This is a genomic window from Enterobacter cloacae complex sp. FDA-CDC-AR_0164 (assembly GCF_003071645.1).
Taxonomy (GTDB): Bacteria; Pseudomonadota; Gammaproteobacteria; order Enterobacterales; family Enterobacteriaceae; genus Enterobacter; species Enterobacter ludwigii.
In genome coordinates, this window is the sequence record NZ_CP028950.1 from 1,862,109 (window position 1) to 1,888,018 (window position 25,910).

Annotated in this window: 32 protein-coding genes, 2 tRNA genes and 4 rRNA genes; 30 read left to right on the forward strand and 8 right to left on the reverse strand. The window is 51.5% G+C overall.

Annotated features, from left to right (window positions below; translation table 11 throughout):
* Nucleotides 1-11 precede the first annotated feature (11 nt).
* From rplE to AM410_RS09180, 18 genes are all read left to right on the forward strand, one after another.
* Nucleotides 12-551 carry a 50S ribosomal protein L5 gene (gene rplE / locus AM410_RS09095; protein WP_001096206.1) on the forward strand — a complete coding sequence of 180 codons (540 nt, stop codon included), beginning with the start codon at nt 12-14 and terminating at the stop codon, nt 549-551.
* 14 nt (nt 552-565) lie between these two features.
* Nucleotides 566-871 carry a 30S ribosomal protein S14 gene (gene rpsN / locus AM410_RS09100; RefSeq protein ID WP_003863291.1) on the forward strand — a complete coding sequence of 102 codons (306 nt, stop codon included), beginning with the start codon at nt 566-568 and terminating at the stop codon, nt 869-871.
* Between the two features lie 30 nt (nt 872-901).
* On the forward strand, nt 902-1,294 hold the full coding sequence (gene rpsH, locus AM410_RS09105; RefSeq protein WP_006178918.1) for a 30S ribosomal protein S8: 393 nt from the start codon (nt 902-904) through the stop codon (nt 1,292-1,294).
* 12 nt (nt 1,295-1,306) lie between these two features.
* Complete coding sequence (gene rplF / locus AM410_RS09110; protein ID WP_003863296.1) at nt 1,307-1,840, forward strand: 50S ribosomal protein L6; 534 nt, start codon at nt 1,307-1,309, stop codon at nt 1,838-1,840.
* A 9-nt stretch (nt 1,841-1,849) separates the two neighbouring features.
* Complete coding sequence (gene rplR / locus AM410_RS09115; protein ID WP_013099023.1) at nt 1,850-2,203, forward strand: 50S ribosomal protein L18; 354 nt, start codon at nt 1,850-1,852, stop codon at nt 2,201-2,203.
* A 14-nt stretch (nt 2,204-2,217) separates the two neighbouring features.
* Nucleotides 2,218-2,718 (forward strand): 30S ribosomal protein S5, encoded by a 501-nt coding sequence (gene rpsE, locus AM410_RS09120; RefSeq protein ID WP_003863299.1) that lies wholly within the window; start codon nt 2,218-2,220, stop codon nt 2,716-2,718.
* A 6-nt stretch (nt 2,719-2,724) separates the two neighbouring features.
* The gene (gene rpmD, locus AM410_RS09125) at nt 2,725-2,904 is read left to right on the forward strand and encodes a 50S ribosomal protein L30 (RefSeq protein ID WP_003863301.1); all 180 of its coding nucleotides are present in this window, start codon (nt 2,725-2,727) and stop codon (nt 2,902-2,904) included.
* 3 nt (nt 2,905-2,907) lie between these two features.
* Nucleotides 2,908-3,342, forward strand: coding sequence for a 50S ribosomal protein L15 (rplO, locus tag AM410_RS09130; RefSeq protein WP_003863304.1), 435 nt, complete (start codon nt 2,908-2,910; stop codon nt 3,340-3,342).
* Nucleotides 3,343-3,349: 7 nt separating this feature from the next.
* Entirely contained in the window at nt 3,350-4,681 is a 1,332-nt protein-coding gene (gene secY, locus AM410_RS09135) for a preprotein translocase subunit SecY (protein WP_014171896.1), read from the forward strand.
* A gap of 31 nt (nt 4,682-4,712) precedes the next feature.
* Entirely contained in the window at nt 4,713-4,829 is a 117-nt protein-coding gene (gene rpmJ, locus AM410_RS09140; protein ID WP_000868187.1) for a 50S ribosomal protein L36, read from the forward strand.
* Between the two features lie 146 nt (nt 4,830-4,975).
* Complete coding sequence (rpsM, locus tag AM410_RS09145) at nt 4,976-5,332, forward strand: 30S ribosomal protein S13 (protein ID WP_003863308.1); 357 nt, start codon at nt 4,976-4,978, stop codon at nt 5,330-5,332.
* Nucleotides 5,333-5,348: 16 nt separating this feature from the next.
* The gene (gene rpsK, locus AM410_RS09150) at nt 5,349-5,738 is read left to right on the forward strand and encodes a 30S ribosomal protein S11 (RefSeq protein ID WP_003863312.1); all 390 of its coding nucleotides are present in this window, start codon (nt 5,349-5,351) and stop codon (nt 5,736-5,738) included.
* 32 nt (nt 5,739-5,770) lie between these two features.
* Nucleotides 5,771-6,391: a 30S ribosomal protein S4 gene (rpsD, locus tag AM410_RS09155; RefSeq protein WP_004868345.1), complete on the forward strand. Its 621-nt coding sequence runs from the start codon at nt 5,771-5,773 to the stop codon at nt 6,389-6,391.
* Between the two features lie 25 nt (nt 6,392-6,416).
* Nucleotides 6,417-7,406, forward strand: coding sequence for a DNA-directed RNA polymerase subunit alpha (locus tag AM410_RS09160; RefSeq protein ID WP_002919219.1), 990 nt, complete (start codon nt 6,417-6,419; stop codon nt 7,404-7,406).
* A gap of 40 nt (nt 7,407-7,446) precedes the next feature.
* Nucleotides 7,447-7,833, forward strand: a complete 387-nt coding sequence (gene rplQ, locus AM410_RS09165) for a 50S ribosomal protein L17 (RefSeq protein ID WP_001216372.1) — start codon at nt 7,447-7,449, stop codon at nt 7,831-7,833.
* 107 nt (nt 7,834-7,940) lie between these two features.
* Nucleotides 7,941-8,309 (forward strand): DUF1992 domain-containing protein, encoded by a 369-nt coding sequence (locus AM410_RS09170; protein WP_073397830.1) that lies wholly within the window; start codon nt 7,941-7,943, stop codon nt 8,307-8,309.
* A 2-nt stretch (nt 8,310-8,311) separates the two neighbouring features.
* A complete protein-coding gene (gene zntR, locus AM410_RS09175; RefSeq protein WP_014171894.1) occupies nt 8,312-8,734 on the forward strand; it encodes a Zn(2+)-responsive transcriptional regulator in 423 nt (140 codons plus the stop codon).
* A gap of 57 nt (nt 8,735-8,791) precedes the next feature.
* Complete coding sequence (locus AM410_RS09180; RefSeq protein ID WP_014171893.1) at nt 8,792-9,007, forward strand: alternative ribosome-rescue factor A; 216 nt, start codon at nt 8,792-8,794, stop codon at nt 9,005-9,007.
* On the opposite strand, the gene mscL is transcribed toward AM410_RS09180, so the two are convergent.
* The 5 genes from mscL to def form a co-directional block, all read right to left on the reverse strand.
* Entirely contained in the window at nt 9,008-9,421 is a 414-nt protein-coding gene (gene mscL, locus AM410_RS09185) for a large-conductance mechanosensitive channel protein MscL (RefSeq protein WP_014171892.1), read from the reverse strand.
* Between the two features lie 146 nt (nt 9,422-9,567).
* Entirely contained in the window at nt 9,568-10,944 is a 1,377-nt protein-coding gene (trkA, locus tag AM410_RS09190; RefSeq protein WP_014171891.1) for a Trk system potassium transporter TrkA, read from the reverse strand.
* A 22-nt stretch (nt 10,945-10,966) separates the two neighbouring features.
* Complete coding sequence (gene rsmB, locus AM410_RS09195) at nt 10,967-12,253, reverse strand: 16S rRNA (cytosine(967)-C(5))-methyltransferase RsmB (RefSeq protein WP_032680167.1); 1,287 nt, start codon at nt 12,251-12,253, stop codon at nt 10,967-10,969.
* A 52-nt stretch (nt 12,254-12,305) separates the two neighbouring features.
* Entirely contained in the window at nt 12,306-13,253 is a 948-nt protein-coding gene (gene fmt, locus AM410_RS09200) for a methionyl-tRNA formyltransferase (protein ID WP_014171889.1), read from the reverse strand.
* Nucleotides 13,254-13,278: 25 nt separating this feature from the next.
* A complete protein-coding gene (def, locus tag AM410_RS09205) occupies nt 13,279-13,788 on the reverse strand; it encodes a peptide deformylase (protein ID WP_008503479.1) in 510 nt (169 codons plus the stop codon).
* Nucleotides 13,789-13,916: 128 nt separating this feature from the next.
* Here def and dprA point away from each other — a divergent pair, with 128 nt between their 5' ends.
* The 6 genes from dprA to AM410_RS09235 are packed head-to-tail and all read left to right on the forward strand — an operon-like array spanning nt 13,917 to nt 17,700.
* Nucleotides 13,917-15,041: a DNA-protecting protein DprA gene (dprA, locus tag AM410_RS09210; RefSeq protein ID WP_063157245.1), complete on the forward strand. Its 1,125-nt coding sequence runs from the start codon at nt 13,917-13,919 to the stop codon at nt 15,039-15,041.
* A complete protein-coding gene (gene smg, locus AM410_RS09215; RefSeq protein WP_014171887.1) occupies nt 15,013-15,486 on the forward strand; it encodes a DUF494 family protein Smg in 474 nt (157 codons plus the stop codon). Before dprA ends, smg begins: the two co-directional genes overlap by 29 nt.
* Nucleotides 15,487-15,512: 26 nt before the next feature.
* Nucleotides 15,513-16,070: a DNA topoisomerase family protein gene (locus AM410_RS09220; RefSeq protein ID WP_040018167.1), complete on the forward strand. Its 558-nt coding sequence runs from the start codon at nt 15,513-15,515 to the stop codon at nt 16,068-16,070.
* Nucleotides 16,060-16,632 carry an L-threonylcarbamoyladenylate synthase type 1 TsaC gene (tsaC, locus tag AM410_RS09225; protein ID WP_020882978.1) on the forward strand — a complete coding sequence of 191 codons (573 nt, stop codon included), beginning with the start codon at nt 16,060-16,062 and terminating at the stop codon, nt 16,630-16,632. Before AM410_RS09220 ends, tsaC begins: the two co-directional genes overlap by 11 nt.
* Nucleotides 16,633-16,636: 4 nt before the next feature.
* A complete protein-coding gene (gene aroE, locus AM410_RS09230; protein ID WP_073397839.1) occupies nt 16,637-17,455 on the forward strand; it encodes a shikimate dehydrogenase in 819 nt (272 codons plus the stop codon).
* On the forward strand, nt 17,452-17,700 hold the full coding sequence (locus tag AM410_RS09235) for a DUF1488 domain-containing protein (protein ID WP_014171883.1): 249 nt from the start codon (nt 17,452-17,454) through the stop codon (nt 17,698-17,700). The genes aroE and AM410_RS09235 overlap by 4 nt, the downstream gene beginning before the upstream one ends.
* On the opposite strand, the gene AM410_RS09240 is transcribed toward AM410_RS09235, so the two are convergent.
* Nucleotides 17,676-18,230 (reverse strand): gamma carbonic anhydrase family protein, encoded by a 555-nt coding sequence (locus tag AM410_RS09240; RefSeq protein WP_073397841.1) that lies wholly within the window; start codon nt 18,228-18,230, stop codon nt 17,676-17,678. The two genes, AM410_RS09235 and AM410_RS09240, sit on opposite strands and share 25 nt — an antisense overlap.
* Nucleotides 18,231-18,702: 472 nt before the next feature.
* Here AM410_RS09240 and AM410_RS09245 point away from each other — a divergent pair.
* From AM410_RS09245 to rrf (AM410_RS09270), 6 genes are all read left to right on the forward strand, one after another.
* Nucleotides 18,703-20,242: ribosomal RNA gene (locus AM410_RS09245) — 16S ribosomal RNA — on the forward strand.
* Between the two features lie 85 nt (nt 20,243-20,327).
* Nucleotides 20,328-20,403 (forward strand) — tRNA-Glu (locus tag AM410_RS09250).
* 192 nt (nt 20,404-20,595) lie between these two features.
* Nucleotides 20,596-23,501, forward strand: a 23S ribosomal RNA gene (locus AM410_RS09255).
* Between the two features lie 64 nt (nt 23,502-23,565).
* Nucleotides 23,566-23,681: ribosomal RNA gene (rrf, locus tag AM410_RS09260) — 5S ribosomal RNA — on the forward strand.
* A 14-nt stretch (nt 23,682-23,695) separates the two neighbouring features.
* A tRNA-Thr gene (locus AM410_RS09265) sits at nt 23,696-23,771 on the forward strand.
* A 43-nt stretch (nt 23,772-23,814) separates the two neighbouring features.
* A 5S ribosomal RNA gene (gene rrf / locus AM410_RS09270) occupies nt 23,815-23,930 on the forward strand.
* Together the 16S, 23S and 5S rRNA genes with 2 tRNA genes alongside form the textbook arrangement of a ribosomal RNA operon.
* Before the next feature lie 103 nt (nt 23,931-24,033).
* On the opposite strand, the gene AM410_RS09275 is transcribed toward rrf (AM410_RS09270), so the two are convergent.
* The gene (locus AM410_RS09275) at nt 24,034-24,792 is read right to left on the reverse strand and encodes an amino acid ABC transporter ATP-binding protein (protein ID WP_047743810.1); all 759 of its coding nucleotides are present in this window, start codon (nt 24,790-24,792) and stop codon (nt 24,034-24,036) included.
* 7 nt (nt 24,793-24,799) lie between these two features.
* Nucleotides 24,800-25,903: an amino acid ABC transporter permease gene (locus AM410_RS09280; protein ID WP_047743809.1), complete on the reverse strand. Its 1,104-nt coding sequence runs from the start codon at nt 25,901-25,903 to the stop codon at nt 24,800-24,802.
* Nucleotides 25,904-25,910 lie beyond the last annotated feature (7 nt).

Consider the following 25,910-nt stretch of genomic DNA (forward strand, 5'->3'; position numbering starts at 1 on the left):
GGAGTAGTACGATGGCGAAACTGCATGATTACTACAAAGACGAAGTAGTTAACAAACTCATGACTGAGTTTAACTACAATTCTGTCATGCAAGTCCCTCGGGTCGAGAAGATCACCCTGAACATGGGTGTTGGTGAAGCGATCGCTGACAAGAAACTGCTGGATAACGCAGCAGCTGACCTGACAGCAATCTCCGGTCAAAAACCGCTGATCACCAAAGCACGCAAATCTGTTGCAGGCTTCAAAATCCGTCAGGGCTATCCGATCGGCTGTAAAGTAACTCTGCGTGGCGAACGCATGTGGGAGTTCTTTGAGCGCCTGATCACTATTGCTGTACCACGTATCCGTGACTTCCGTGGCTTGTCCGCTAAGTCTTTCGACGGTCGTGGTAACTACAGCATGGGTGTCCGTGAGCAGATCATCTTCCCAGAGATCGACTACGATAAAGTCGACCGCGTGCGTGGTTTGGATATTACCATTACCACTACTGCGAAATCTGATGAAGAAGGCCGTGCTCTGCTGGCTGCCTTTGACTTCCCGTTCCGCAAGTAAGGTAGGGTTACTGAATGGCTAAGCAATCAATGAAAGCACGCGAAGTAAAACGCGTAGCTTTAGCTGATAAATTCTTCGCTAAACGCGCTGAACTGAAAGCGATCATTTCTGATGTGAACGCTTCCGACGAAGATCGTTGGAATGCGGTTCTCAAGCTGCAGTCTCTGCCGCGTGATTCCAGCCCGTCTCGTCAGCGTAACCGCTGTCGTCAAACAGGTCGTCCACATGGTTATGTGGGCAAGTTTGGGTTGAGCCGTATCAAACTGCGTGAAGCCGCCATGCGCGGTGAAGTACCAGGCTTGAAAAAGGCTAGCTGGTAATTACCAATTGAATCACGGGAGTAAAGACAGATGAGCATGCAAGATCCGATCGCGGATATGCTGACCCGTATCCGTAACGGTCAGGCCGCGAACAAAGTTGCGGTCACCATGCCTTCCGCCAAGCTGAAAGTGGCAATTGCCAACGTGCTGAAGGAAGAAGGTTTTATCGAAGATTTTAAAGTTGAAGGCGACACCAAGCCGGAACTGGAACTTACTCTCAAGTATTTCCAGGGTAAAGCTGTTGTAGAAAGCATTCAGCGTGTCAGCCGCCCAGGTCTGCGCATCTATAAGAAAAAAGATGAGCTGCCTAAAGTTATGGCTGGTCTTGGTATCGCAGTTGTTTCTACCTCTAAAGGTGTTATGACTGATCGTGCAGCGCGCCAGGCTGGTCTTGGTGGCGAAATTATCTGCTACGTAGCCTAATCGGAGGAAAGAATGTCTCGTGTTGCTAAAGCACCGGTCGTTATTCCTGCCGGCGTTGATGTAAAAATCGACGGTCAGGTTATTACGATCAAAGGTAAAAACGGCGAGCTGACTCGTACCCTCAACAAAGCTGTTGAAGTTAAACATGCAGATAATGCTCTGACCTTCGGTCCACGTGATGGTTTCGTGGATGGATGGGCTCAGGCTGGTACCGCGCGTGCCCTGCTGAACTCAATGGTTGTTGGTGTTACCGAAGGCTTCACTAAAAAGCTTCAACTGGTTGGTGTAGGTTATCGTGCAGCTATCAAAGGGAATGCAGTAGGCCTGTCTCTGGGCTTCTCACACCCTGTTGAGCATCCGCTGCCGGCCGGTATCACTGCAGAATGTCCGACCCAGACTGAAATCGTGCTGAAAGGCGCTGATAAACAGCTGATCGGTCAGGTTGCAGCAGATCTGCGCGCCTACCGTCGTCCTGAGCCTTATAAAGGCAAGGGTGTTCGTTACGCCGACGAAGTCGTGCGTACCAAAGAGGCTAAGAAGAAGTAAGGTAACACTATGGATAAGAAATCTGCTCGTATCCGTCGTGCGACCCGCGCACGCCGCAAGCTCAAAGAGCTGGGTGCAACTCGCCTGGTGGTACATCGTACCCCGCGTCATATTTACGCACAGGTCATTGCACCAAACGGTTCTGAAGTTCTGGTAGCTGCTTCTACTGTAGAAAAAGCTATTGCAGAGCAATTGAAGTACACCGGTAACAAAGACGCCGCTGCAGCTGTAGGTAAAGCTGTTGCAGAACGCGCTCTGGAAAAAGGCATCAGCAATGTTTCCTTTGACCGTTCCGGGTTCCAATATCATGGTCGTGTCCAGGCACTGGCAGATGCTGCCCGTGAAGCTGGCCTTCAGTTCTAAGGTAGAGGTGTAAGATGGCTCACATCGAAAAACAGGCTGGCGAACTGCAGGAAAAGCTGATCGCGGTTAACCGCGTATCTAAAACCGTTAAAGGTGGTCGTATTTTCTCCTTCACAGCTCTGACTGTAGTTGGCGATGGTAACGGTCGCGTTGGTTTTGGTTACGGTAAAGCGCGTGAAGTTCCAGCAGCGATCCAGAAAGCGATGGAAAAAGCCCGTCGCAATATGATTAACGTCGCGCTGAACAACGGTACCCTGCAGCACCCAGTTAAAGGTGTTCACACGGGTTCTCGTGTATTCATGCAGCCAGCTTCAGAAGGTACCGGTATCATCGCCGGTGGTGCAATGCGCGCCGTTCTGGAAGTTGCTGGGGTTCATAACGTTCTGGCTAAAGCATACGGTTCCACCAACCCGATTAACGTGGTTCGTGCAACTATTGATGGCCTGGAAAATATGAATTCTCCAGAAATGGTCGCTGCCAAGCGTGGTAAATCCGTTGAAGAAATTCTGGGGTAATTGACCATGGCAAAGACTATTAAAATCACTCAAACCCGCAGTGCAATCGGTCGTCTGCCGAAACACAAGGCAACGCTGCTTGGCCTGGGTCTGCGTCGTATTGGTCATACCGTTGAGCGCGAGGATACTCCCGCTGTTCGTGGTATGGTCAACGCGGTTTACTTCATGGTTAAAGTTGAGGAGTAAGAGATGCGTTTAAATACTCTGTCTCCGGCCGAAGGCTCTAAAAAGGCGGGTAAACGCCTGGGTCGTGGTATCGGTTCTGGCCTCGGCAAAACCGGTGGTCGTGGTCACAAAGGTCAGAACTCTCGTTCTGGCGGTGGCGTACGTCGCGGTTTCGAGGGTGGCCAGATGCCACTGTACCGTCGTCTGCCGAAGTTCGGCTTCACTTCTCGCAAAGCAGCGATTACAGCGGAAATCCGTCTGTCTGACCTGGCGAAAGTTGAAGGCGGCGTTGTAGACCTGAACACGCTGAAAGCGGCAAACATTATCGGTATCCAGATCGAGTTCGCGAAAGTGATCCTGGCTGGTGAAGTTTCTACTCCGGTAACTGTTCGTGGCCTGCGTGTTACTAAAGGTGCTCGTGCTGCTATCGAAGCCGCTGGCGGTAAAATTGAGGAATAAGTAGCAGATGGCTAAGCAACCGGGATTAGATTTTCAAAGTGCCAAAGGTGGATTTGGCGAGCTGAAACGCAGACTGCTGTTTGTTATCGGCGCGCTGATTGTGTTCCGTGTTGGCTCTTTTATTCCGATCCCTGGTATCGATGCCGCTGTACTTGCCAAACTGCTTGAGCAACAGCGAGGCACCATCATTGAAATGTTTAACATGTTCTCTGGTGGTGCTCTCAGCCGTGCTTCTATCTTCGCTCTGGGTATCATGCCGTATATTTCGGCATCGATTATTATCCAGCTGCTGACGGTCGTTCATCCGGCCCTGGCAGAACTGAAGAAAGAAGGGGAGTCTGGACGTCGTAAGATAAGCCAGTACACCCGTTACGGCACTCTGGTGCTGGCAATATTCCAGTCGATCGGTATTGCTACCGGTCTGCCGAATATGCCTGGTATGCAGGGCCTGGTATTAAACCCAGGCTTTGCATTCTATTTCACCGCTGTTGTAAGTCTGGTCACAGGAACAATGTTCCTGATGTGGCTCGGCGAACAGATTACTGAGCGTGGTATCGGTAACGGTATCTCAATCATTATCTTCGCTGGTATTGTTGCGGGTCTCCCGCCAGCCATTGCCCACACTATCGAGCAAGCGCGTCAAGGCGACCTGCACTTCCTCCTGTTGCTGTTGGTTGCAGTATTAGTATTTGCAGTGACGTTCTTTGTTGTCTTCGTTGAACGTGGTCAACGCCGCATTGTGGTGAACTACGCTAAGCGTCAACAAGGTCGTCGTGTCTATGCTGCACAGAGCACACATTTACCGCTGAAAGTGAACATGGCGGGGGTTATCCCGGCTATCTTCGCTTCCAGTATTATTCTGTTCCCGGCAACCATCGCGTCATGGTTCGGGGGCGGTACTGGTTGGAACTGGCTGACAACAATTTCGCTGTATTTGCAGCCTGGGCAACCACTTTATGTGTTACTCTATGCGTCTGCGATCATCTTCTTCTGTTTCTTCTACACGGCGTTGGTTTTCAACCCGCGTGAAACAGCAGATAACCTGAAGAAGTCCGGTGCATTTGTACCAGGAATTCGTCCGGGAGAGCAAACGGCGAAGTATATCGATAAAGTAATGACTCGCCTGACTTTGGTTGGTGCGCTTTATATTACTTTTATCTGCCTGATCCCGGAGTTCATGCGTGATGCAATGAAGGTACCGTTCTACTTCGGTGGGACCTCACTGCTTATCGTTGTTGTCGTGATTATGGACTTTATGGCTCAAGTGCAAACTCTGATGATGTCCAGTCAGTATGAGTCTGCATTGAAGAAGGCGAACCTGAAAGGCTACGGCCGCTAAATGGTCGCCTGAGAAGTTACGGAGAGTAAAAATGAAAGTTCGTGCTTCCGTCAAGAAATTATGCCGTAACTGCAAAATCGTTAAGCGTGATGGTGTCATCCGTGTGATTTGCAGTGCCGAGCCGAAGCATAAACAGCGCCAAGGCTGATTATTTCGCATATTTTTCTTGCAAAGTTGGGTTGAGCTGGCTAGATTAGCCAGCCAATCTTTTGTATGTCTGTACGTTTCCATTTGAGTATCCTGAAAACGGGCTTTTCAGCATGGTGCGTACATATTAAATAGTAGGAGTGCATAGTGGCCCGTATAGCAGGCATTAACATTCCTGATCAGAAACATGCTGTGATCGCATTAACTTCGATCTATGGCGTCGGCAAGACCCGTTCCAAAGCCATTCTGGCTGCAGCGGGTATCGCTGAAGATGTTAAGATCAGTGAGCTGTCTGAAGAACAAATCGACACGCTGCGTGACGAAGTTGCCAAATTTGTCGTTGAAGGTGATCTGCGCCGTGAAATCAGCATGAGCATCAAGCGCCTGATGGATCTTGGTTGCTATCGCGGTTTGCGTCATCGTCGTGGTCTGCCAGTGCGCGGTCAGCGTACTAAGACCAACGCACGTACCCGTAAGGGTCCGCGCAAACCGATCAAGAAATAATCGGGGTGATTGAATAATGGCAAAGGCACCAGTTCGTGCACGTAAACGTGTAAGAAAACAAGTCTCTGACGGCGTGGCTCATATCCATGCTTCTTTCAACAACACCATCGTTACTATTACTGATCGTCAGGGTAACGCTTTGGGTTGGGCAACAGCCGGTGGTTCCGGTTTCCGTGGTTCTCGCAAATCCACTCCGTTTGCAGCTCAGGTTGCAGCAGAGCGTTGCGCAGAAGCCGTAAAAGAATACGGCATCAAGAATCTGGAAGTTATGGTTAAAGGTCCGGGTCCGGGTCGTGAATCTACTGTTCGCGCTCTGAACGCCGCTGGTTTCCGCATCACGAATATTACTGATGTGACTCCGATCCCTCATAACGGTTGTCGTCCGCCGAAAAAACGTCGCGTATAACGCTCGTTTTTTAGGTTAGTTGGAGATAGAAAATGGCAAGATATTTGGGTCCTAAGCTCAAGCTGAGCCGTCGTGAGGGCACCGACTTATTCCTTAAGTCTGGCGTTCGCGCGATCGATACCAAGTGTAAAATTGAACAAGCTCCTGGCCAGCACGGTGCGCGTAAACCGCGTCTGTCTGACTATGGTGTGCAGTTGCGTGAAAAGCAAAAAGTTCGCCGTATGTACGGTGTGCTGGAGCGTCAGTTCCGTAACTACTATAAAGAAGCAGCACGTCTGAAAGGCAACACAGGTGAAAACCTGCTGGCTCTGCTGGAAGGTCGTCTGGACAACGTTGTTTACCGTATGGGCTTCGGCGCGACTCGTGCTGAATCACGCCAGTTGGTTAGCCATAAAGCAATCATGGTAAACGGTCGTGTTGTTAACATCGCTTCTTATCAGGTTAAAGCGAATGACGTTGTTAGCATTCGTGAGAAAGCGAAAAAGCAATCTCGCGTGAAAGCCGCTCTGGAGCTGGCTGAGCAGCGTGAAAAGCCAACCTGGCTGGAAGTTGATGCTGGCAAGATGGAAGGTACGTTCAAGCGTCAGCCAGAACGTTCTGATCTGTCTGCGGACATTAACGAACACCTGATCGTCGAGCTTTACTCCAAGTAAAGCTTAGTACCAAAGAGAGGACACAATGCAGGGTTCTGTGACAGAGTTTCTAAAACCGCGCCTGGTAGATATCGAGCAAGTGAGTTCGACGCACGCCAAGGTGACCCTTGAGCCTTTAGAGCGTGGCTTTGGCCATACTCTGGGTAACGCACTGCGCCGTATTCTGCTCTCATCGATGCCGGGTTGCGCGGTGACCGAGGTTGAGATTGATGGTGTACTTCATGAGTACAGCACCAAAGAAGGCGTTCAGGAAGATATCCTTGAAATCCTGCTCAACCTGAAAGGGCTGGCGGTGAGAGTTCAGGGTAAAGATGAAGTTATTCTTACTCTGAATAAATCTGGCATTGGCCCTGTGACTGCAGCCGACATCACCCACGACGGTGATGTTGAAATCGTCAAGCCGCAGCACGTGATCTGCCACCTGACCGATGAGAACGCAGCGATTAGCATGCGTATCAAAGTTCAGCGCGGTCGTGGTTATGTGCCGGCTTCTGCCCGAATTCATTCGGAAGAAGATGAGCGCCCAATCGGCCGTCTGCTGGTCGACGCATGCTACAGCCCTGTAGAGCGTATTGCCTACAATGTTGAAGCAGCGCGTGTAGAACAGCGTACCGACCTGGACAAGCTGGTCATCGAAATGGAAACCAACGGCACAATCGATCCTGAAGAGGCGATTCGTCGTGCGGCAACCATCCTGGCAGAACAACTGGAAGCTTTCGTTGACTTACGTGATGTTCGTCAGCCGGAAGTGAAAGAAGAGAAACCAGAATTCGATCCGATCCTGCTGCGCCCTGTTGACGATCTCGAATTGACTGTCCGCTCTGCTAACTGCCTCAAGGCAGAAGCTATCCACTATATCGGTGATCTGGTACAGCGTACCGAGGTTGAGTTGCTGAAAACGCCGAACCTGGGTAAAAAATCTCTTACCGAGATTAAAGACGTGCTGGCTTCACGTGGTCTGTCTCTGGGCATGCGCCTGGAAAACTGGCCACCAGCAAGCATTGCTGACGAGTAACCGGATCACAGGTTAAGGTTTTACTGAGAAGGATAAGGTCATGCGCCATCGTAAGAGTGGTCGTCAACTGAACCGCAACAGCAGCCATCGCCAGGCTATGTTCCGCAACATGGCAGGTTCACTGGTTCGTCATGAAATCATCAAGACGACCCTGCCTAAAGCGAAAGAGCTGCGTCGCGTAGTTGAGCCGCTGATTACTCTTGCCAAGACTGACAGCGTTGCAAATCGTCGTCTGGCATTCGCCCGTACTCGTGATAACGAGATCGTGGCAAAACTGTTTAACGAACTGGGTCCGCGTTTCGCGAGCCGTGCCGGTGGTTACACTCGTATTCTGAAGTGTGGCTTCCGTGCAGGCGACAACGCTCCGATGGCTTACATCGAGCTGGTTGATCGTTCAGAATCTAAAGCAGAAGCTGCTGCAGAGTAATCTGTAGTAACGTAAAAAAACCCGCTTCGGCGGGTTTTTTTATATCCGCTGAATCCCCACTTCTCTACAATATCTGTATCTTTTCTGTTCATCTTCTGGAGTTATTCATGTGGTTGCTCGACCAGTGGGCAGAACGCCATATCAGCGATGCTCAGCGAAAAGGCGAATTTGATAACCTTGCGGGACGCGGTGAGCCGTTAGTGCTTGATGATGATTCGTATGTTGCCCCTGAATTACGGGCTGGATATCGCTTACTCAAAAATGCCGGTTGTTTACCACCGGAACTGGAGCAGCGTAAAGAGGCCATGCAACTGGCTGACCTGCTGAAAGGGATTCGCAAGGATGATCCCAGCCACCGTGAAATTAGCCGTCGACTGGCTCTCATCGAACTCAAAATGCGTCAGGCCGGAATGAGCACAGACTTTTTGCACGGTGAGTACAGTGACAGGCTAATGCAGAAAATAAATGAGGAATAACCATGTACCGTATCGGTGAACTTGCCAGGCTTGCTAACGTAACGCCGGACACTATCCGCTATTACGAAAAGCAGCAGATGATTGATCACGAGGTTCGTACTGAAGGTGGATTTCGACTCTATACCGATCATGACCTGCAGCGCTTACGGTTTATCCGCTACGCTCGCCAGCTTGGTTTCACGCTGGACTCGATCCGCGAGTTACTTTCGATCCGCATCGATCCTGAACACCATACTTGCCAGGAGTCGAAGAGCATCGTACAGGCAAGGCTTGATGAAGTTGAAGCGCGTATACAGGAACTGCAGACCATGCAGCGTTCTCTGCAACGGTTGAATGACGCCTGCTGCGGTACAGCCCATAGCAGTATTTATTGTTCAATTCTTGAAGCCCTTGAACAGGGGGCCAGTGGAACCCAGGGCTGTTGATTTTTACTTCATCCGGGACTAGACTCCCGTCGACATACACCATGCTCAGGAGAATTTATGAGCCGCTATCAGCATACGAAAGGGCAAATTCAGGATAATGCCATTGAGGCACTGCTCCACGACCCGCTTTTCAGGCAGCGTATTGAGAAGAATAAAAAAGGAAAAGGGAGTTATTTACGAAAAGGGAAACATGCAAAACGGGGTAACTGGGAGGCCAGTGGCAAGCAAGCGAATCGCTTTTTTACCACTGGCCTTCCTTTTTTCAACGTCTGATTAAGAGCGGTTATTTTGCTCTTTCAACAGATCGCGAATTTCAGTCAATAACACTTCTTCTTTTGTCGGAGCAGGCGGCGCAGCCGGTTCTTCAGCCTTTTTACGGTTAAGCTTATTGATAAGCTTGATAGCCATAAAAATGGCGAACGCCACGATCACGAAATCAAATATGTTCTGAATGAAAACGCCATAATGCATAACAACGGCAGGGACATCACCCTGTGCATCCCGAAGCGTCACGGCAAACTGTTTAAAATCAATGCCCCCGATTAACAGCCCGAGGGGAGGCATAATAATGTCGGCTACCAATGATGAAACGATCTTACCGAACGCTGCACCGATAATGACACCCACTGCCAGATCCACCACATTCCCGCGCATCGCAAATTCGCGAAATTCTTTAACTAAACTCATTTTCTTCTCCTTGAGCCAACTGACGATTATAAGTTTAACAAATGATTAGTTAATTTCCATTGGGGATAATTAATCGTTATGAAAAATAAAAGGCATGGGAATAAGAGGGTTAATAATCAGGTGCCCTTTTATAAGCACCTGATTGATTACAGGAAGAATGGACTTGGCTGGAATAAACGTTCGACGTCGGTAATAAATTTTTTATCGGTAAGGAACATAATGACGTGGTCGCCTTGCTCGATACGTAAATTATCATTCGCAATCATCACGTCGTTTCCACGCACCACGGCACCAATAATTGTTCCCGGTGGCAGTTTAATTTCATCGATAGCGCGGCCCACAACGCGTGATGTGGTTTCATCACCATGAGCAACGGCCTCAATGGCTTCAGCCACACCGCGGCGAAGGGAGGATACGCCAACAATATCCGCTTTACGAACATGGCTCAGCAGGGCAGAAATGGTTGCTTGCTGCGGTGATATCGCGATATCAATAACGCTTCCCTGCACCAGGTCAACATAGGCGCGGCGTTGAATAAGCACCATGACCTTTTTTGCCCCCATACGTTTGGCGAGCATGGCGGACATAATGTTCGCCTCGTCGTCGTTAGTGACAGCAATAAACAGATCAACTTGATCAATATGCTCTTCTGCCAGCAGCTCTTGATCAGAGGCATCGCCATAAAACACGATGGTGTTTTGCAGCTTTTCAGCCAGCTCAGCCGCGCGCTGTTGATCGCGCTCGATCAGCTTCACGCTGTAGTCTTTTTCCAGCCGGTGCGCCAGTCCCGCGCCGATATTACCACCGCCAACGAGCATAATGCGTTTATACGGTTTTTCGAGACGCTGCAGTTCGCTCATTACCGCGCGAATATGCTGAGATGCCGCGATGAAGAAGACTTCATCACCTGCCTCGACTATGGTTGAACCCTGTGGGCGAATTGGCCTGTCATGGCGGAAAATGGCTGCAACGCGGGTATCAATATGCGGCATATGCTCACGCATGGTGGAGAGCGCATTACCGATCAATGGGCCGCCGTAATAGGCCTTAACGACCGCCAGGCTCACTTTACCTTCGGCGAAGTTCACCACCTGCAGCGCACCAGGATATTCGATCAGGCGGTAGATATTGTCGATAACCAGCTGTTCTGGAGCGATAAGATGGTCGATAGGGACCGCTTCGGAATTAAACAGCTTCTCTGCATCCCGGACATAGTCCGGGGAGCGGATGCGCGCGATCCGGTTCGGCGTGTTGAACAGCGAATAGGCCACCTGACATGCCACCATGTTGGTTTCGTCAGAACTGGTCACCGCAACCAGCATGTCAGCATCGTCGGCGCCCGCTTCACGCAGGACACGCGGGTGCGAGCCATGACCTTGCACGACGCGAAGGTCAAATTTGTCCTGTAAAACACGCAGCCGATCGCCATTGGTATCGACAATCGTGATGTCATTATTTTCGCCAACAAGGTTTTCAGCCAGCGTCCCACCAACCTGTCCGGCGCCCAGAATGATTATCTTCATATCTCGTGACCTGTTCTCAACATCACTCTTTGATTAGCTTAGCGTAAAAGAAGCCATCACCTTCTTCAGCGGCCGGCAGATTCTGCAGGCCTGGGCGTTCAGGCGTGCCCGTGTCGTGTAGCACTGCATCCGGGGTACGTTTAAGGAAGGCTGCAATCTGCTGGCTGTTTTCTTCCGGAAGGACCGAACAGGTCGCATAGACCAGCGTGCCTCCTGGCTTCAGGTGTGGCCAAATGGCATCAAGAATGTCGGATTGCAGTTGAGTCAGTTCCTTGATATCGCGATCGCGACGTAACCACTTAATATCCGGGTGGCGACGAATAACGCCGGTTGCCGAGCATGGCGCATCCAGCAAGATGCGATCGAATTGCGTTTCACCACACCATTCTGCGGGTTTGCGGCCATCGCCTTGCTTAACCTGCGCTTTCATTCCCAGGCGCTTAAGGTTGTCATAGACGCGTGAAAGACGCTGCTCATCGATATCCACGGCCATGACGTTTGCCTGAGGGGCCACTTCCAGAATATGCGTCGTCTTGCCGCCTGGTGCGGCGCAGAGATCGAGGATGTGCTCGCCGTTTTTAGGTTCCAGCCAGGCCATGCAGCCCTGCGCGGAAGCATCTTGTACGGTCACCCAACCTTCATCAAAACCGGGTAAAGCATGTACCGGAGCAGGAGAGGCTAAACGCACAGCGTCAGGATATGCTTCATGTGTGAAGCCGCTCATTCCAGCCTCTTCCAGTAAAGCCAGCCAGGCGTCGCGCGTATGGTGATTACGGTTGACGCGTAACCACATCGGCGGACGCTGATTATTCGCGTCGGCAATTGCCTGCCACTGCTCTGGCCAGGCTTTTTTAAGGCGATTCAGGAGCCACTCAGGATGCAGATAACGTGCTTCACTTTGTCCGAACTCAGCCAGAAGCTCTTCCTGCTGTCGCTGGAACTGGCGCAGAACGCCATTAATCAACCCTTTCAGCATAGGACGTTTAATCACAACGGCACCTTCCACTGTCTCAGCCAGTGCGGCATGAGGCGGGATACGCGTGTGAAGAAGCTGGTAGAAGCCAACCATAATCAAATAATGCACGGTGCGCTGCTTGCCGGTCATTGGACGTGACATCAGCTTATTAACCAGCCACTCGAGCTGAGAAAGCGTGCGTAGGACGCCAAAACAGAGCTCCTGAAGCAGGGCTTTGTCTTTGTCGGACACTTTTTGCTGCAAAGCTGGCAGGATATTGCTCAATGACTGGCCCTGCTCGACAACCTGCTCAACGGCCTGAGCCGCCATACTGCGTAAATTTTGTTTTTTCATAACCGTAAAAATAAAAATGCCCGGAAACACCGGGCGCTAAAATTAAATGAGGTCAGGCAAGGCGATTGCCCGGGATAAACCATTCGCGACGAGAATTTAACAAATCCTGTGCGCTCATCGCCTTCTTACCCGCAGGTTGTAGCGATTCCAGATTCAGGATCCCTTGTGCGGTAGCTACCTGAATACCGTTCTTGCTGGCGTCGATAATCGTACCGGGCTCAGCCGTTGTGTGACCGTCAATAAGGGAGGCTTTCCAGACTTTCACCGGCTGCTCGTCGATAACCATCCAGCTCATCGGCCATGGATTAAAGGCGCGAATGCAGCGTTCAAGTTGAGCCGCTGACAGAGACCAGTCAATCCGGGCTTCTTCTTTACTCAGTTTTTCAGCGTAAGTGACCAGCGCTTCATCCTGAACTTCAGGTTTCGCCGTATTATTCGCAATCTGCTGGAGGGTTTCAATCAGCCCTTGCGGGCCAAGCTCTGCCAGCTTGTCATACAAGGTGGCACTGGTATCCTCGGCCGTAATGGGGCAGGCCAGTTTATAAAGCATGTCACCGGTGTCTAAACCTACATCCATCTTCATGATTGTGACGCCCGTTTCAGCATCACCCGCCCATAAAGAGCGCTGAATAGGTGCTGCCCCGCGCCAGCGTGGAAGCAGAGAACCATGCACGTTAATGCAACCCAGGCGAGGCATATCAAGCACAGCTTTTGGCAGAATTAAACCATAAGCCACCACCACCATTACATCGGCATTCAGGTCAGCGACAAGCTGCTGGTTTTCCTGAGGGCGCAAGGATGCTGGCTGGAAAACAGGTAACCCATGTTCTTCTGCCAGCACCTTAACAGGACCTGGCATCAGTTTTTTACCACGGCCAGCCGGGCGATCCGGTTGGGTAAACACGCCAACAACCTGGTGGCCAGAAGATAACAGCGCGTCAAGATGACGCGCTGCAAAATCAGGGGTTCCCGCGAAGATAATACGTAGTGATTTAGACACGATGATCCTTGTATCCGGGGGGACGTTATGCGCGAGAACGCAAACGATCCAGTTTCTCTACTTTCTGACGAATTCGTTGCTGCTTCAGCGGCGAGAGATAATCGATAAACAGTTTACCGACCAGATGATCCATCTCATGCTGAATACAGATCGCCAGCAGGTCGTCAGCTTCCAGTTCGAACGGATTGCCGTCACGATCCAGGGCGCGAATTTTCACTTTTTCGGCGCGCGGCACTAAAGCACGCTGTTCCGGAATAGACAGACAACCTTCCTCAATACCTGTTTCGCCACTCTTCTCGAGCAGCTCAGGATTGATTAATACCAGGCGGCCATCGCGATTTTCAGATACGTCGATCACGATGATACGCTTGTGAATGTCGACCTGAGTGGCCGCAAGACCAATACCTTCTTCGGCGTACATGGTATCGAACATATCATCAACGATACGCTGAATTTCTGCATTCACTTCTTTTACCGGTTCAGCGACGATGCGAAGGCGCTCGTCCGGAATATGTAACACTTGCAAAACTGCCATAAATTTCCAGAGTCGTGTTCAGGAGTTGATAAGAATATTATCTCCTATTCTAGACAAAACCCCCATCGATTGACAGCATCAGTGACCAATCGCAATGATTGCGGAGGCCGCTTATGGCAGGGGAAAGGATGACATCGACTGAGTTATGGCTACGGTTAATACACACCGGTTCTCTTTATGGCGATGTGATGCTGGAAGCGGCAGCACGATTGCACAACCAGACAACCATTGATGGTCCTGTTGTCAGAGACGCCGGTCTGTCTGTCAAACAGGCTGCACGGTTCTTTGCGCTCAGAGAAAGTGAGCTGGAAAGTAGCCTGCTATGGCTTGAGCTGCCGGGTAACTATCTGATCACGGCGGATCACCCCCTTTATCCCCCCTTACTCCGGACGATCCCGGATTATCCAGGCGCAGTCTTTGTTAAAGGCAACCCTAATGTACTGAATGCAGTTCAACTGGCGGTTGTTGGCAGCCGTGCGCCGTCATGGTACGGCGAGCGATGGGGAAAAATTCTCTGTGAACAGCTTTCTCAAAGTGGTTTAACGATCACCAGCGGGCTGGCCTGCGGTATTGACGGTGTCGCCCACAACGCTGCGCTATCGGCAAAAGGGCGTAGCGTTGCGGTGCTGGGTAACGGTCTCTTTAGTATTTATCCTCGTCGGCATCAGGCGCTGGCTGCGCGGCTTATCGATTCTGGTGGCGCGATAGTGTCTGAGTTTCCGCTATCAGCGCAGCCCCGGCCGGGACACTTTCCCCGGCGTAATCGAATTATCAGCGGGCTAAGTCAGGGGGTGTTCGTGGTTGAAGCAGCGGTACGCAGCGGTTCGCTTGTTACCGCACGGTGCGCGCTTGAGCAGGGGCGAGACGTGTTTGCCTTACCCGGCCCAATTGGTAACCCGGGATGCGAAGGGCCGCACTGGCTGATAAAGCAGGGTGCAACACCGGTAACGGAAGTCAGGGACATTCTTGAAAATTTGCAATATGGATTGCAATGGCTGCAGGAAGATCCCGAAAAGCGACATTATTCATCAGATCAGGGAAAGGTGGCATTGCCATTTCCCAAGCTCCTGGCTAACGTAGGAGATGAGGTAACACCTGTTGACGTTGTCGCTGAACGTGCCGGCCAACCTGTGCCAGTTACGGTAGCACAGCTACTCGAACTGGAGTTAGCAGGATGGATCGCAGCTGTACCCGGCGGCTATGTCCGATTAAGGAGGGCAAGCCATGTTCGACGTACTGATGTATTTGTTTGAGACTTACATCCATAACGAAGCAGAAATGCGAGTGGATCAGGACAAATTGACACAGGATCTTACCGATGCGGGGTTTGAGCGGGAAGATATCTATAATGCGTTGATGTGGCTGGAAAAACTGGCTGATTATCAGGAAGGCCTCGCCGAACCGATGCAGTTAGCTTCTGACCCATTGTCTGTGCGCATCTACACAGCTGAAGAGTGTGAAAGGCTGGACGCGAGCTGCCGGGGATTCATTTTATTCCTTGAGCAGATTCAGGTGCTAAACCTCGAAACGAGAGAGATGGTGATAGAGCGCGTTATGGCGCTGGATACGGCAGACTTCGAACTGGAAGACCTCAAGTGGGTCATCCTGATGGTTCTGTTTAATATTCCAGGCTGTGAAAATGCCTATCAGCAAATGGAAGAATTACTCTTTGAAGTGAATGAAGGTATGCTGCATTAATTCAATGTGCAGCACCAAGAGTTGTTATGGCCAAATCAGCACTATTCACGGTGCATAAAAATGAGCCCTGCCCGCAGTGCGGGGCTGAACTTGTTATTCGGTCCGGGAAACACGGCCCGTTTCTCGGTTGTTCCCACTATCCGGAATGTGATTATGTCCGTCCCCTGAAAAGCCAGGCGGATGGACATATCGTCAAAATTCTGGAGGGACAGCTTTGCCCTCTTTGCGGCGGCGAGTTAGCGCTACGTCAGGGCCGTTTCGGCATGTTTATTGGCTGTAGCCACTATCCTGAATGTGAACATACAGAACAAATTGATAAACCTGATGAAACGGCTATTGCCTGTCCTCAATGCCAGCGTGGACAGCTCGTGCAGCGCCGTTCTCGTTTTGGTAAGACCTTTCATTCCTGCGATCGCTATCCTGAATGTCAGTTTGTTATCAATTTCAAACCGGTAGCGGGTGTCTGCTCTCATTGCAATTATCCGCTACTTATAGAGAAAAAAGCGGCGCAAGGTTTGAAACGCTTCTGCGCCAGTAAACAATGTGGAAAGCCGGTTCCGGCGGATCAAAACAGTGAAGAATAACCTGCCATCAGGCTCCATTGCTCATGCGGTGGATGTCCTGAAAAATGAAGAAGTCATCGCCTATCCAACTGAAGCTGTTTTTGGGGTCGGTTGCGATCCTGACAGCGAAACGGCCGTTGGCCGACTGCTCACACTTAAACAGAGGCCAGTCGAAAAAGGGCTTATTTTAATCGCTGCTAACTATGAGCAGCTTAAGCCTTATATCGATGATTCCATGCTAACGCCGGAGCAGCGGGAGACTATTTTCTCAGCATGGCCCGGCCCCGTGACCTTTGTTTTCCCGGCGAAGCCGACAACGCCGCGCTGGTTGACCGGGCGCTTTGATTCCCTCGCCGTGCGCGTAACGGACCATCCGCTGGTGGTCGAGCTTTGCCTGGCCTTTGGGAAACCACTGGTCTCAACCAGCGCGAATCTGACCGGGCAGCCACCTTGCCGCACAACCGACGAAGTACGGGCGCAGTTTGGGAATGATTTCCCGGTTGCCGTCGGTGAGACGGGAGGGCGCCTCAATCCGTCTGAAATCCGCGACGCCTTGACCGGCGAACGTTTTCGCCAGGGGTAATCCAATGGAAACCTATGCTGTTTTTGGTAATCCGATAGCACACAGCAAGTCACCGTTAATCCATCAACTGTTTGCCGAGCAACTGCAAATAAATCATCCCTATGGCCGCGTGATGGCACCCGTTGATGCATTTATTCCTGCGCTGGAGGGTTTCTTCAACGCGGGTGGCAAAGGTGCGAATGTAACGGTACCGTTTAAAGAGGAAGCCTTCGAACGTGCGGATGAACTCACCGAGCGTGCTTCCCTTGCGGGTGCAGTGAATACCTTAAAACGGCTTGAGGATGGACGCCTGCTGGGAGATAACACTGACGGAATTGGGTTACTGAGCGATCTGGAAAGGCTCTCGTTTATTAAACCTGGTTTCAGGGTTCTGCTGATTGGTGCGGGCGGAGCGTCGCGGGGAGTATTGCTGCCTCTGCTGTCACTGGATTGCGCGGTGACCATTACAAACAGGACCTTCTCGCGGGCAGAAGCGCTGGCTGCGTTGTTCGCACATACCGGCAGCGTGAGCGCGGTCGCCCTGGATGAACTTGCCGATCGTGAGTTTGATCTGATCATCAACGCCACCTCCAGCGGTATCGGTGGTGACGTGCCGGCGATCCCTGCTTCGCTGGTAAGTGCCCATATTTACTTCTACGACATGTTCTATCAGAAAGGGAAGACACCTTTTTTGAACTGGTGTGAACAGCACGGCGGAAAACACGTAGCCGATGGGCTGGGAATGCTGGTGGGACAGGCGGCACACGCGGTGCTGCTCTGGCACGGTGTATTGCCTTTGGTCGAACCGGTCATTGAAAAGCTGAAAAGGGAGCTCACGGCGTGAATCAGGCAATTCATTTTCCGGACAGGGAAAGCTGGGACGAGAGTAAACAGGCGGTCTGTTTCCCGGTGCTGGTGCATGGAATGCAACTTACCTGTGCCATTCGTGGGGAAACGCTGTTGCGTCGCTTTGGTGGTTCAGACCCGTTAGAGGTGTTTTGTGAAAATCGCTGGGATCTTGAAGAGGAAGCCAGCGATTTAATCCGCGATCAGCAGGAAGACGATCAGGGGTGGGTCTGGGTATCCTGACTCAGATAGTCATTCTTCCATTTAACGTAGTTATTCGCTGAGTATTTTAATCCTTCGATCTCTGCCTCCTTCAGGGGGCGGATCTGTTTTACCGGGCTTCCCAAATAGAGATAGCCGCTCTCCAGTCTTTTGTTCTGGGGAACAAGGCTGCCTGCGCCAATCATCACGTCATCTTCTACAATGACGCCATCCAGCAAAATCGACCCCATGCCAACAAGAACCCGATTACCAATAGTGCAGCCGTGAAGCATCACTTTATGGCCGACGGTGACATCTTCTCCAATGCTGAGTGGATTGCCCTCGGGGTTATAGGAGGATTTGTGGGTTACGTGCAGAACGCTACCGTCCTGAATATTGGTGCGTGCACCAATGGCCACATGGTTTACATCCCCCCGAATGGCGACGAGCGGCCAGATACTGACGTCATCGGCCATTCGAACATCGCCGATGACCACGCTGCTGGCATCGATCATCACGCGATCGCCTTTTTGGGGGAGAAGATCTTTATAAGGACGTAATACTGCGGACATATCTACCTCGAACGATGAGCACTATATAGAAGACTTGATCATATTAATGGATCGAGGCAAGGCAAAAAGCGTCAATATTTAAGCATATTGGGTGGGATTTCAGCGAAAAGCGCGGAAAATCGACAGTTGGAAAAAAAGATCCAAAAAGTACTTGTGCTAAAAATTGGGATCCCTATAATGCGCCTCCATCGACACGGCGGATGTGAATCACTTCACAGTTAACCCGGTCGGTTGAAGAGAAAAAATCCTGAACTTCAGGGTTGACTCTGAAAGAGGAAAGCGTAATATACGCCACCTCGCGACGGTGAGCTGTAAGCCGCGTCGCAACTGCTCTTTAACAATTTATCAGACAATCTGTGTGGGCACTCAAAGTGACATGGATTCTTAATGTCTTCGGACAAAAAATGAATACCAAGTCTCTGAGTGAACATACGTAATTCATTACGAAGTTTAATTCACGAGCATCAAACTTAAATTGAAGAGTTTGATCATGGCTCAGATTGAACGCTGGCGGCAGGCCTAACACATGCAAGTCGAACGGTAGCACAGAGAGCTTGCTCTCGGGTGACGAGTGGCGGACGGGTGAGTAATGTCTGGGAAACTGCCTGATGGAGGGGGATAACTACTGGAAACGGTAGCTAATACCGCATAACGTCGCAAGACCAAAGAGGGGGACCTTCGGGCCTCTTGCCATCAGATGTGCCCAGATGGGATTAGCTAGTAGGTGGGGTAACGGCTCACCTAGGCGACGATCCCTAGCTGGTCTGAGAGGATGACCAGCCACACTGGAACTGAGACACGGTCCAGACTCCTACGGGAGGCAGCAGTGGGGAATATTGCACAATGGGCGCAAGCCTGATGCAGCCATGCCGCGTGTATGAAGAAGGCCTTCGGGTTGTAAAGTACTTTCAGCGGGGAGGAAGGTGTTGTGGTTAATAACCGCAGCAATTGACGTTACCCGCAGAAGAAGCACCGGCTAACTCCGTGCCAGCAGCCGCGGTAATACGGAGGGTGCAAGCGTTAATCGGAATTACTGGGCGTAAAGCGCACGCAGGCGGTCTGTCAAGTCGGATGTGAAATCCCCGGGCTCAACCTGGGAACTGCATTCGAAACTGGCAGGCTAGAGTCTTGTAGAGGGGGGTAGAATTCCAGGTGTAGCGGTGAAATGCGTAGAGATCTGGAGGAATACCGGTGGCGAAGGCGGCCCCCTGGACAAAGACTGACGCTCAGGTGCGAAAGCGTGGGGAGCAAACAGGATTAGATACCCTGGTAGTCCACGCCGTAAACGATGTCGACTTGGAGGTTGTGCCCTTGAGGCGTGGCTTCCGGAGCTAACGCGTTAAGTCGACCGCCTGGGGAGTACGGCCGCAAGGTTAAAACTCAAATGAATTGACGGGGGCCCGCACAAGCGGTGGAGCATGTGGTTTAATTCGATGCAACGCGAAGAACCTTACCTACTCTTGACATCCAGAGAACTTTCCAGAGATGGATTGGTGCCTTCGGGAACTCTGAGACAGGTGCTGCATGGCTGTCGTCAGCTCGTGTTGTGAAATGTTGGGTTAAGTCCCGCAACGAGCGCAACCCTTATCCTTTGTTGCCAGCGGTCCGGCCGGGAACTCAAAGGAGACTGCCAGTGATAAACTGGAGGAAGGTGGGGATGACGTCAAGTCATCATGGCCCTTACGAGTAGGGCTACACACGTGCTACAATGGCGCATACAAAGAGAAGCGAACTCGCGAGAGCAAGCGGACCTCATAAAGTGCGTCGTAGTCCGGATTGGAGTCTGCAACTCGACTCCATGAAGTCGGAATCGCTAGTAATCGTAGATCAGAATGCTACGGTGAATACGTTCCCGGGCCTTGTACACACCGCCCGTCACACCATGGGAGTGGGTTGCAAAAGAAGTAGGTAGCTTAACCTTCGGGAGGGCGCTTACCACTTTGTGATTCATGACTGGGGTGAAGTCGTAACAAGGTAACCGTAGGGGAACCTGCGGTTGGATCACCTCCTTACCTTAAAGAACCTGCCTTTGTAGTGTCCACACAGATTGTCTGATGAAAAGTAAATAGCAAGGCGTCTTGCGATTGAGACTTCAGTGTCCCCTTCGTCTAGAGGCCCAGGACACCGCCCTTTCACGGCGGTAACAGGGGTTCGAATCCCCTAGGGGACGCCACTTGCTGGTTCGTGAGTGAAAGTCACCTGCCGACATATCTCAAAACTCATCTTAGGGTGACGTTTGAGATATTTGCTCTTTAAAAATCTGGATCAAGCTGAAAATTGAAACGACACACAGTTAATGTGTGTTCGAGTCTCTCAAATTTTCGCAAACCGGTGATGAATCGAAAGAAACATCTTCGGGTTGTGAGGTTAAGCGACTAAGCGTACACGGTGGATGCCCTGGCAGTCAGAGGCGATGAAGGACGTGCTAATCTGCGAAAAGCGCCGGCGAGGTGATATGAACCTTTGACCCGGCGATGTCCGAATGGGGAAACCCAGTGTGTTCCGACACACTATCGTTAACTGAATACATAGGTTAACGAGGCGAACCGGGGGAACTGAAACATCTAAGTACCCCGAGGAAAAGAAATCAACCGAGATTCCCCCAGTAGCGGCGAGCGAACGGGGAGCAGCCCAGAGTCTGAATCAGCTTGTGTGTTAGTGGAAGCGTCTGGAAAGTCGCACGGTACAGGGTGACAGTCCCGTACACGAAAGCACACAGGCTGTGAACTCGAAGAGTAGGGCGGGACACGTGGTATCCTGTCTGAATATGGGGGGACCATCCTCCAAGGCTAAATACTCCTGACTGACCGATAGTGAACCAGTACCGTGAGGGAAAGGCGAAAAGAACCCCGGCGAGGGGAGTGAAAAAGAACCTGAAACCGTGTACGTACAAGCAGTGGGAGCCTCTTTATGGGGTGACTGCGTACCTTTTGTATAATGGGTCAGCGACTTATATTCTGTAGCAAGGTTAACCGTATAGGGGAGCCGAAGGGAAACCGAGTCTTAACTGGGCGTTAAGTTGCAGGGTATAGACCCGAAACCCGGTGATCTAGCCATGGGCAGGTTGAAGGTTGGGTAACACTAACTGGAGGACCGAACCGACTAATGTTGAAAAATTAGCGGATGACTTGTGGCTGGGGGTGAAAGGCCAATCAAACCGGGAGATAGCTGGTTCTCCCCGAAAGCTATTTAGGTAGCGCCTCGTGAACTCATCTTCGGGGGTAGAGCACTGTTTCGGCTAGGGGGCCATCCCGGCTTACCAACCCGATGCAAACTACGAATACCGAAGAATGTTATCACGGGAGACACACGGCGGGTGCTAACGTCCGTCGTGAAGAGGGAAACAACCCAGACCGCCAGCTAAGGTCCCAAAGTCATGGTTAAGTGGGAAACGATGTGGGAAGGCACAGACAGCCAGGATGTTGGCTTAGAAGCAGCCATCATTTAAAGAAAGCGTAATAGCTCACTGGTCGAGTCGGCCTGCGCGGAAGATGTAACGGGGCTAAACCATGCACCGAAGCTGCGGCAGCGACGCTTATGCGTTGTTGGGTAGGGGAGCGTTCTGTAAGCCGTTGAAGGTGTCCTGTGAGGGGTGCTGGAGGTATCAGAAGTGCGAATGCTGACATAAGTAACGATAAAGCGGGTGAAAAGCCCGCTCGCCGGAAGACCAAGGGTTCCTGTCCAACGTTAATCGGGGCAGGGTGAGTCGACCCCTAAGGCGAGGCCGAAAGGCGTAGTCGATGGGAAACAGGTTAATATTCCTGTACTTGGTGTTACTGCGAAGGGGGGACGGAGAAGGCTATGTTAGCCGGGCGACGGTTGTCCCGGTTTAAGCATGTAGGCGGAGGTTCCAGGTAAATCCGGTACCTTATTAACGCTGAGGTGTGATGACGAGGCACTACGGTGCTGAAGTAACAAATGCCCTGCTTCCAGGAAAAGCCTCTAAGCATCAGGTAACATCAAATCGTACCCCAAACCGACACAGGTGGTCAGGTAGAGAATACCAAGGCGCTTGAGAGAACTCGGGTGAAGGAACTAGGCAAAATGGTGCCGTAACTTCGGGAGAAGGCACGCTGATATGTAGGTGAAGCCCCTGCGGGTGGAGCTGAAATCAGTCGAAGATACCAGCTGGCTGCAACTGTTTATTAAAAACACAGCACTGTGCAAACACGAAAGTGGACGTATACGGTGTGACGCCTGCCCGGTGCCGGAAGGTTAATTGATGGGGTTAGCGGCAACGCGAAGCTCTTGATCGAAGCCCCGGTAAACGGCGGCCGTAACTATAACGGTCCTAAGGTAGCGAAATTCCTTGTCGGGTAAGTTCCGACCTGCACGAATGGCGTAATGATGGCCAGGCTGTCTCCACCCGAGACTCAGTGAAATTGAACTCGCTGTGAAGATGCAGTGTACCCGCGGCAAGACGGAAAGACCCCGTGAACCTTTACTATAGCTTGACACTGAACACTGGTCCTTGATGTGTAGGATAGGTGGGAGGCTTTGAAGCGTGGACGCCAGTCTGCGTGGAGCCAACCTTGAAATACCACCCTTTAATGGCTGGTGTTCTAACGTAGACCCGTAATCCGGGTTGCGGACAGTGTCTGGTGGGTAGTTTGACTGGGGCGGTCTCCTCCCAAAGAGTAACGGAGGAGCACGAAGGTTAGCTAATCCTGGTCGGACATCAGGAGGTTAGTGCAATGGCATAAGCTAGCTTGACTGCGAGAGTGACGGCTCGAGCAGGTGCGAAAGCAGGTCATAGTGATCCGGTGGTTCTGAATGGAAGGGCCATCGCTCAACGGATAAAAGGTACTCCGGGGATAACAGGCTGATACCGCCCAAGAGTTCATATCGACGGCGGTGTTTGGCACCTCGATGTCGGCTCATCACATCCTGGGGCTGAAGTAGGTCCCAAGGGTATGGCTGTTCGCCATTTAAAGTGGTACGCGAGCTGGGTTTAGAACGTCGTGAGACAGTTCGGTCCCTATCTGCCGTGGGCGCTGGAGAATTGAGGGGGGCTGCTCCTAGTACGAGAGGACCGGAGTGGACGCATCACTGGTGTTCGGGTTGTCATGCCAATGGCACTGCCCGGTAGCTAAATGCGGAAGAGATAAGTGCTGAAAGCATCTAAGCACGAAACTTGCCCCGAGATGAGTTCTCCCTGAGACTTTAAGTCTCCTGAAGGAACGTTGAAGACTACGACGTTGATAGGTCGGGTGTGTAAGCGCAGCGATGCGTTGAGCTAACCGATACTAATGAACCGTGAGGCTTAACCTTACAACGCCGAAGATGTTTTGGCGATGAGAGACGATTTTCAGCTGATACAGATTAACAGAATTTGCCTGGCGGCTTTAGCGCGGTGGTCCCACCTGACCCCATGCCGAACTCAGAAGTGAAACGCCGTAGCGCCGATGGTAGTGTGGGGTCTCCCCATGCGAGAGTAGGGAACTGCCAGGCATCAAATTTAGCGTGCTGATATGGCTCAGTTGGTAGAGCGCACCCTTGGTAAGGGTGAGGTCCCCAGTTCGACTCTGGGTATCAGCACCACTTTATACTTAGGTTAAAGTTCGGCAAGAAGTAAAAGAATTTGTCTGGCGGCTTTAGCGCGGTGGTCCCACCTGACCCCATGCCGAACTCAGAAGTGAAACGCCGTAGCGCCGATGGTAGTGTGGGGTCTCCCCATGTGAGAGTAGGGAACTGCCAGACATCAAACAAGTGAAGAGGCCATCCGAAAGGATGGCCTTTTTGCGTTATGTTTCCCGGAAAAAGTCAGACCCGGTAAGCGAAACGCCACCGGGCTAAGACACGCTTAATGGATCACTTGTGACAGGAAAGCCCGCGTACGTTCAGATTTAGGTTGTGCGAAGAACTCATCCGGCGGTGCCTGCTCAACGATTTCCCCACGATCCATAAAGATCACCCGATCGGCCACGGTTCTGGCAAACCCCATTTCGTGCGTCACACACAGCATGGTCATCCCGGACTGCGCCAGTCCAATCATGGTATCCAGTACCTCTTTCACCATTTCCGGATCCAGGGCGGATGTCGGTTCATCAAAAAGCATAATTTTCGGTTTCATACAGAGCGAACGGGCGATAGCCACGCGCTGCTGCTGACCGCCTGATATCTGGCCGGGAAATTTATTGGCGTGCTCTGCGATTCGTACCCGTTCCAGGTAGTGCATCGCCAGTGCTTCAGCCTCCTTTTTAGGCATCTTTCGTACCCAAATTGGCGCAAGCGTACAGTTCTGCAGAACGGTCAGATGGGGAAACAGGTTAAAGTGCTGGAACACCATTCCCACTTCCTGGCGCACCCGTTCGATGTTACGAATATCTTCATTCAGCTCGATGCCATCAACAACAATACGCCCCTGCTGATGTTCTTCAAGGTGGTTAATACAGCGAATGGTCGTGGATTTTCCGGACCCGGAAGGGCCACAAAGAACGATCCGTTCTCCCTGCTTAACCTTGAGGTTAATGTCTTTCAAAACATGAAACTGCCCGTACCATTTATTCACGTTTTCCAGCGTAATCATCGCGTCGGCAGGTGTCATAGTAATCTGGCTCATAATTTCCTCAGTGCGGTGTACGCCCGGTGTTAAAGCGCTTTTCCAGATGCTGGCTATAGCGCGACATGCTAAAACAAAAGATCCAGTAGATCAGAGCAGCAAAGACATATCCCTCGGTGGACATACCCAGCCAGGCAGGGTCAACGGTCGCCTGTTGCACGCTGCTAAAGAGATCGAACAGCCCGATGATGATCACCAGGCTGGTATCTTTGAAGAGGGCAATGATGGTATTGACCAGGCCCGGGATAACCAGCTTGAGTGCTTGTGGCAATATCACCAGTCCCTGCGTTTTCCAGTAGCCAAGCGCCAGTGATTCCGCCGCTTCGTACTGACCTTTAGGCAGAGCCTGCAGGCCCCCACGCACCACTTCCGCAACGTAAGCGGACTGGAAAAGGATGACCCCGACCAGGGCACGGATCAGTTTGTCTATCGTTGTCCCTTCTGCCATAAACAGCGGCAACATGACCGAAGACATAAACAGAACGGTGATAAGCGGTACGCCACGCCAGAATTCAATGAAAATAACGGAAAGCACACGTACGACAGGCATTTTTGAGCGCCGCCCAAGCGCGAGCAAAATACCCCATGGCAGTGCGCCGGCTATCCCAACGGACGCGATAATCAGCGTCAGCGTTAACCCACCCCACTGACGTGTTTCAACACGTTCCAGCCCCAGGAAGCCGCCATACAACAGCACCCAAACAATAATGGGATACACCACTGCCCAACAGGCAATATAACGCCCCCGATGAGGCAGTTTTTTCCAGAACATTACGGCGATGGAGAGCAGCCCGATGGCCAGTGCCAGATTAATCCGCCAGCGCTGTTCATGCGGATACAATCCATACATGAACTGGCCAAAACGCTCATGGATAAACACCCAGCAGGCCCCTGCTTTTGTACAGTCTGCGCGAGTGGATCCCGACCAGTTAGCCTGTAAAAAAGCCCAGTTCAGCAGCGGTGGAATTAATTCCCACATAAGCCACAAACATACAATTGTCAGCAGGCTGTTACTCCAGCTGGAGAACAGATTCTTACGCGCCCAGAGAATAAAACGGCCGCCTGTCGAACTGGCAGGGCGCGAGGAGTGCGACAGTATCGCTTTTGTCATCATAGAT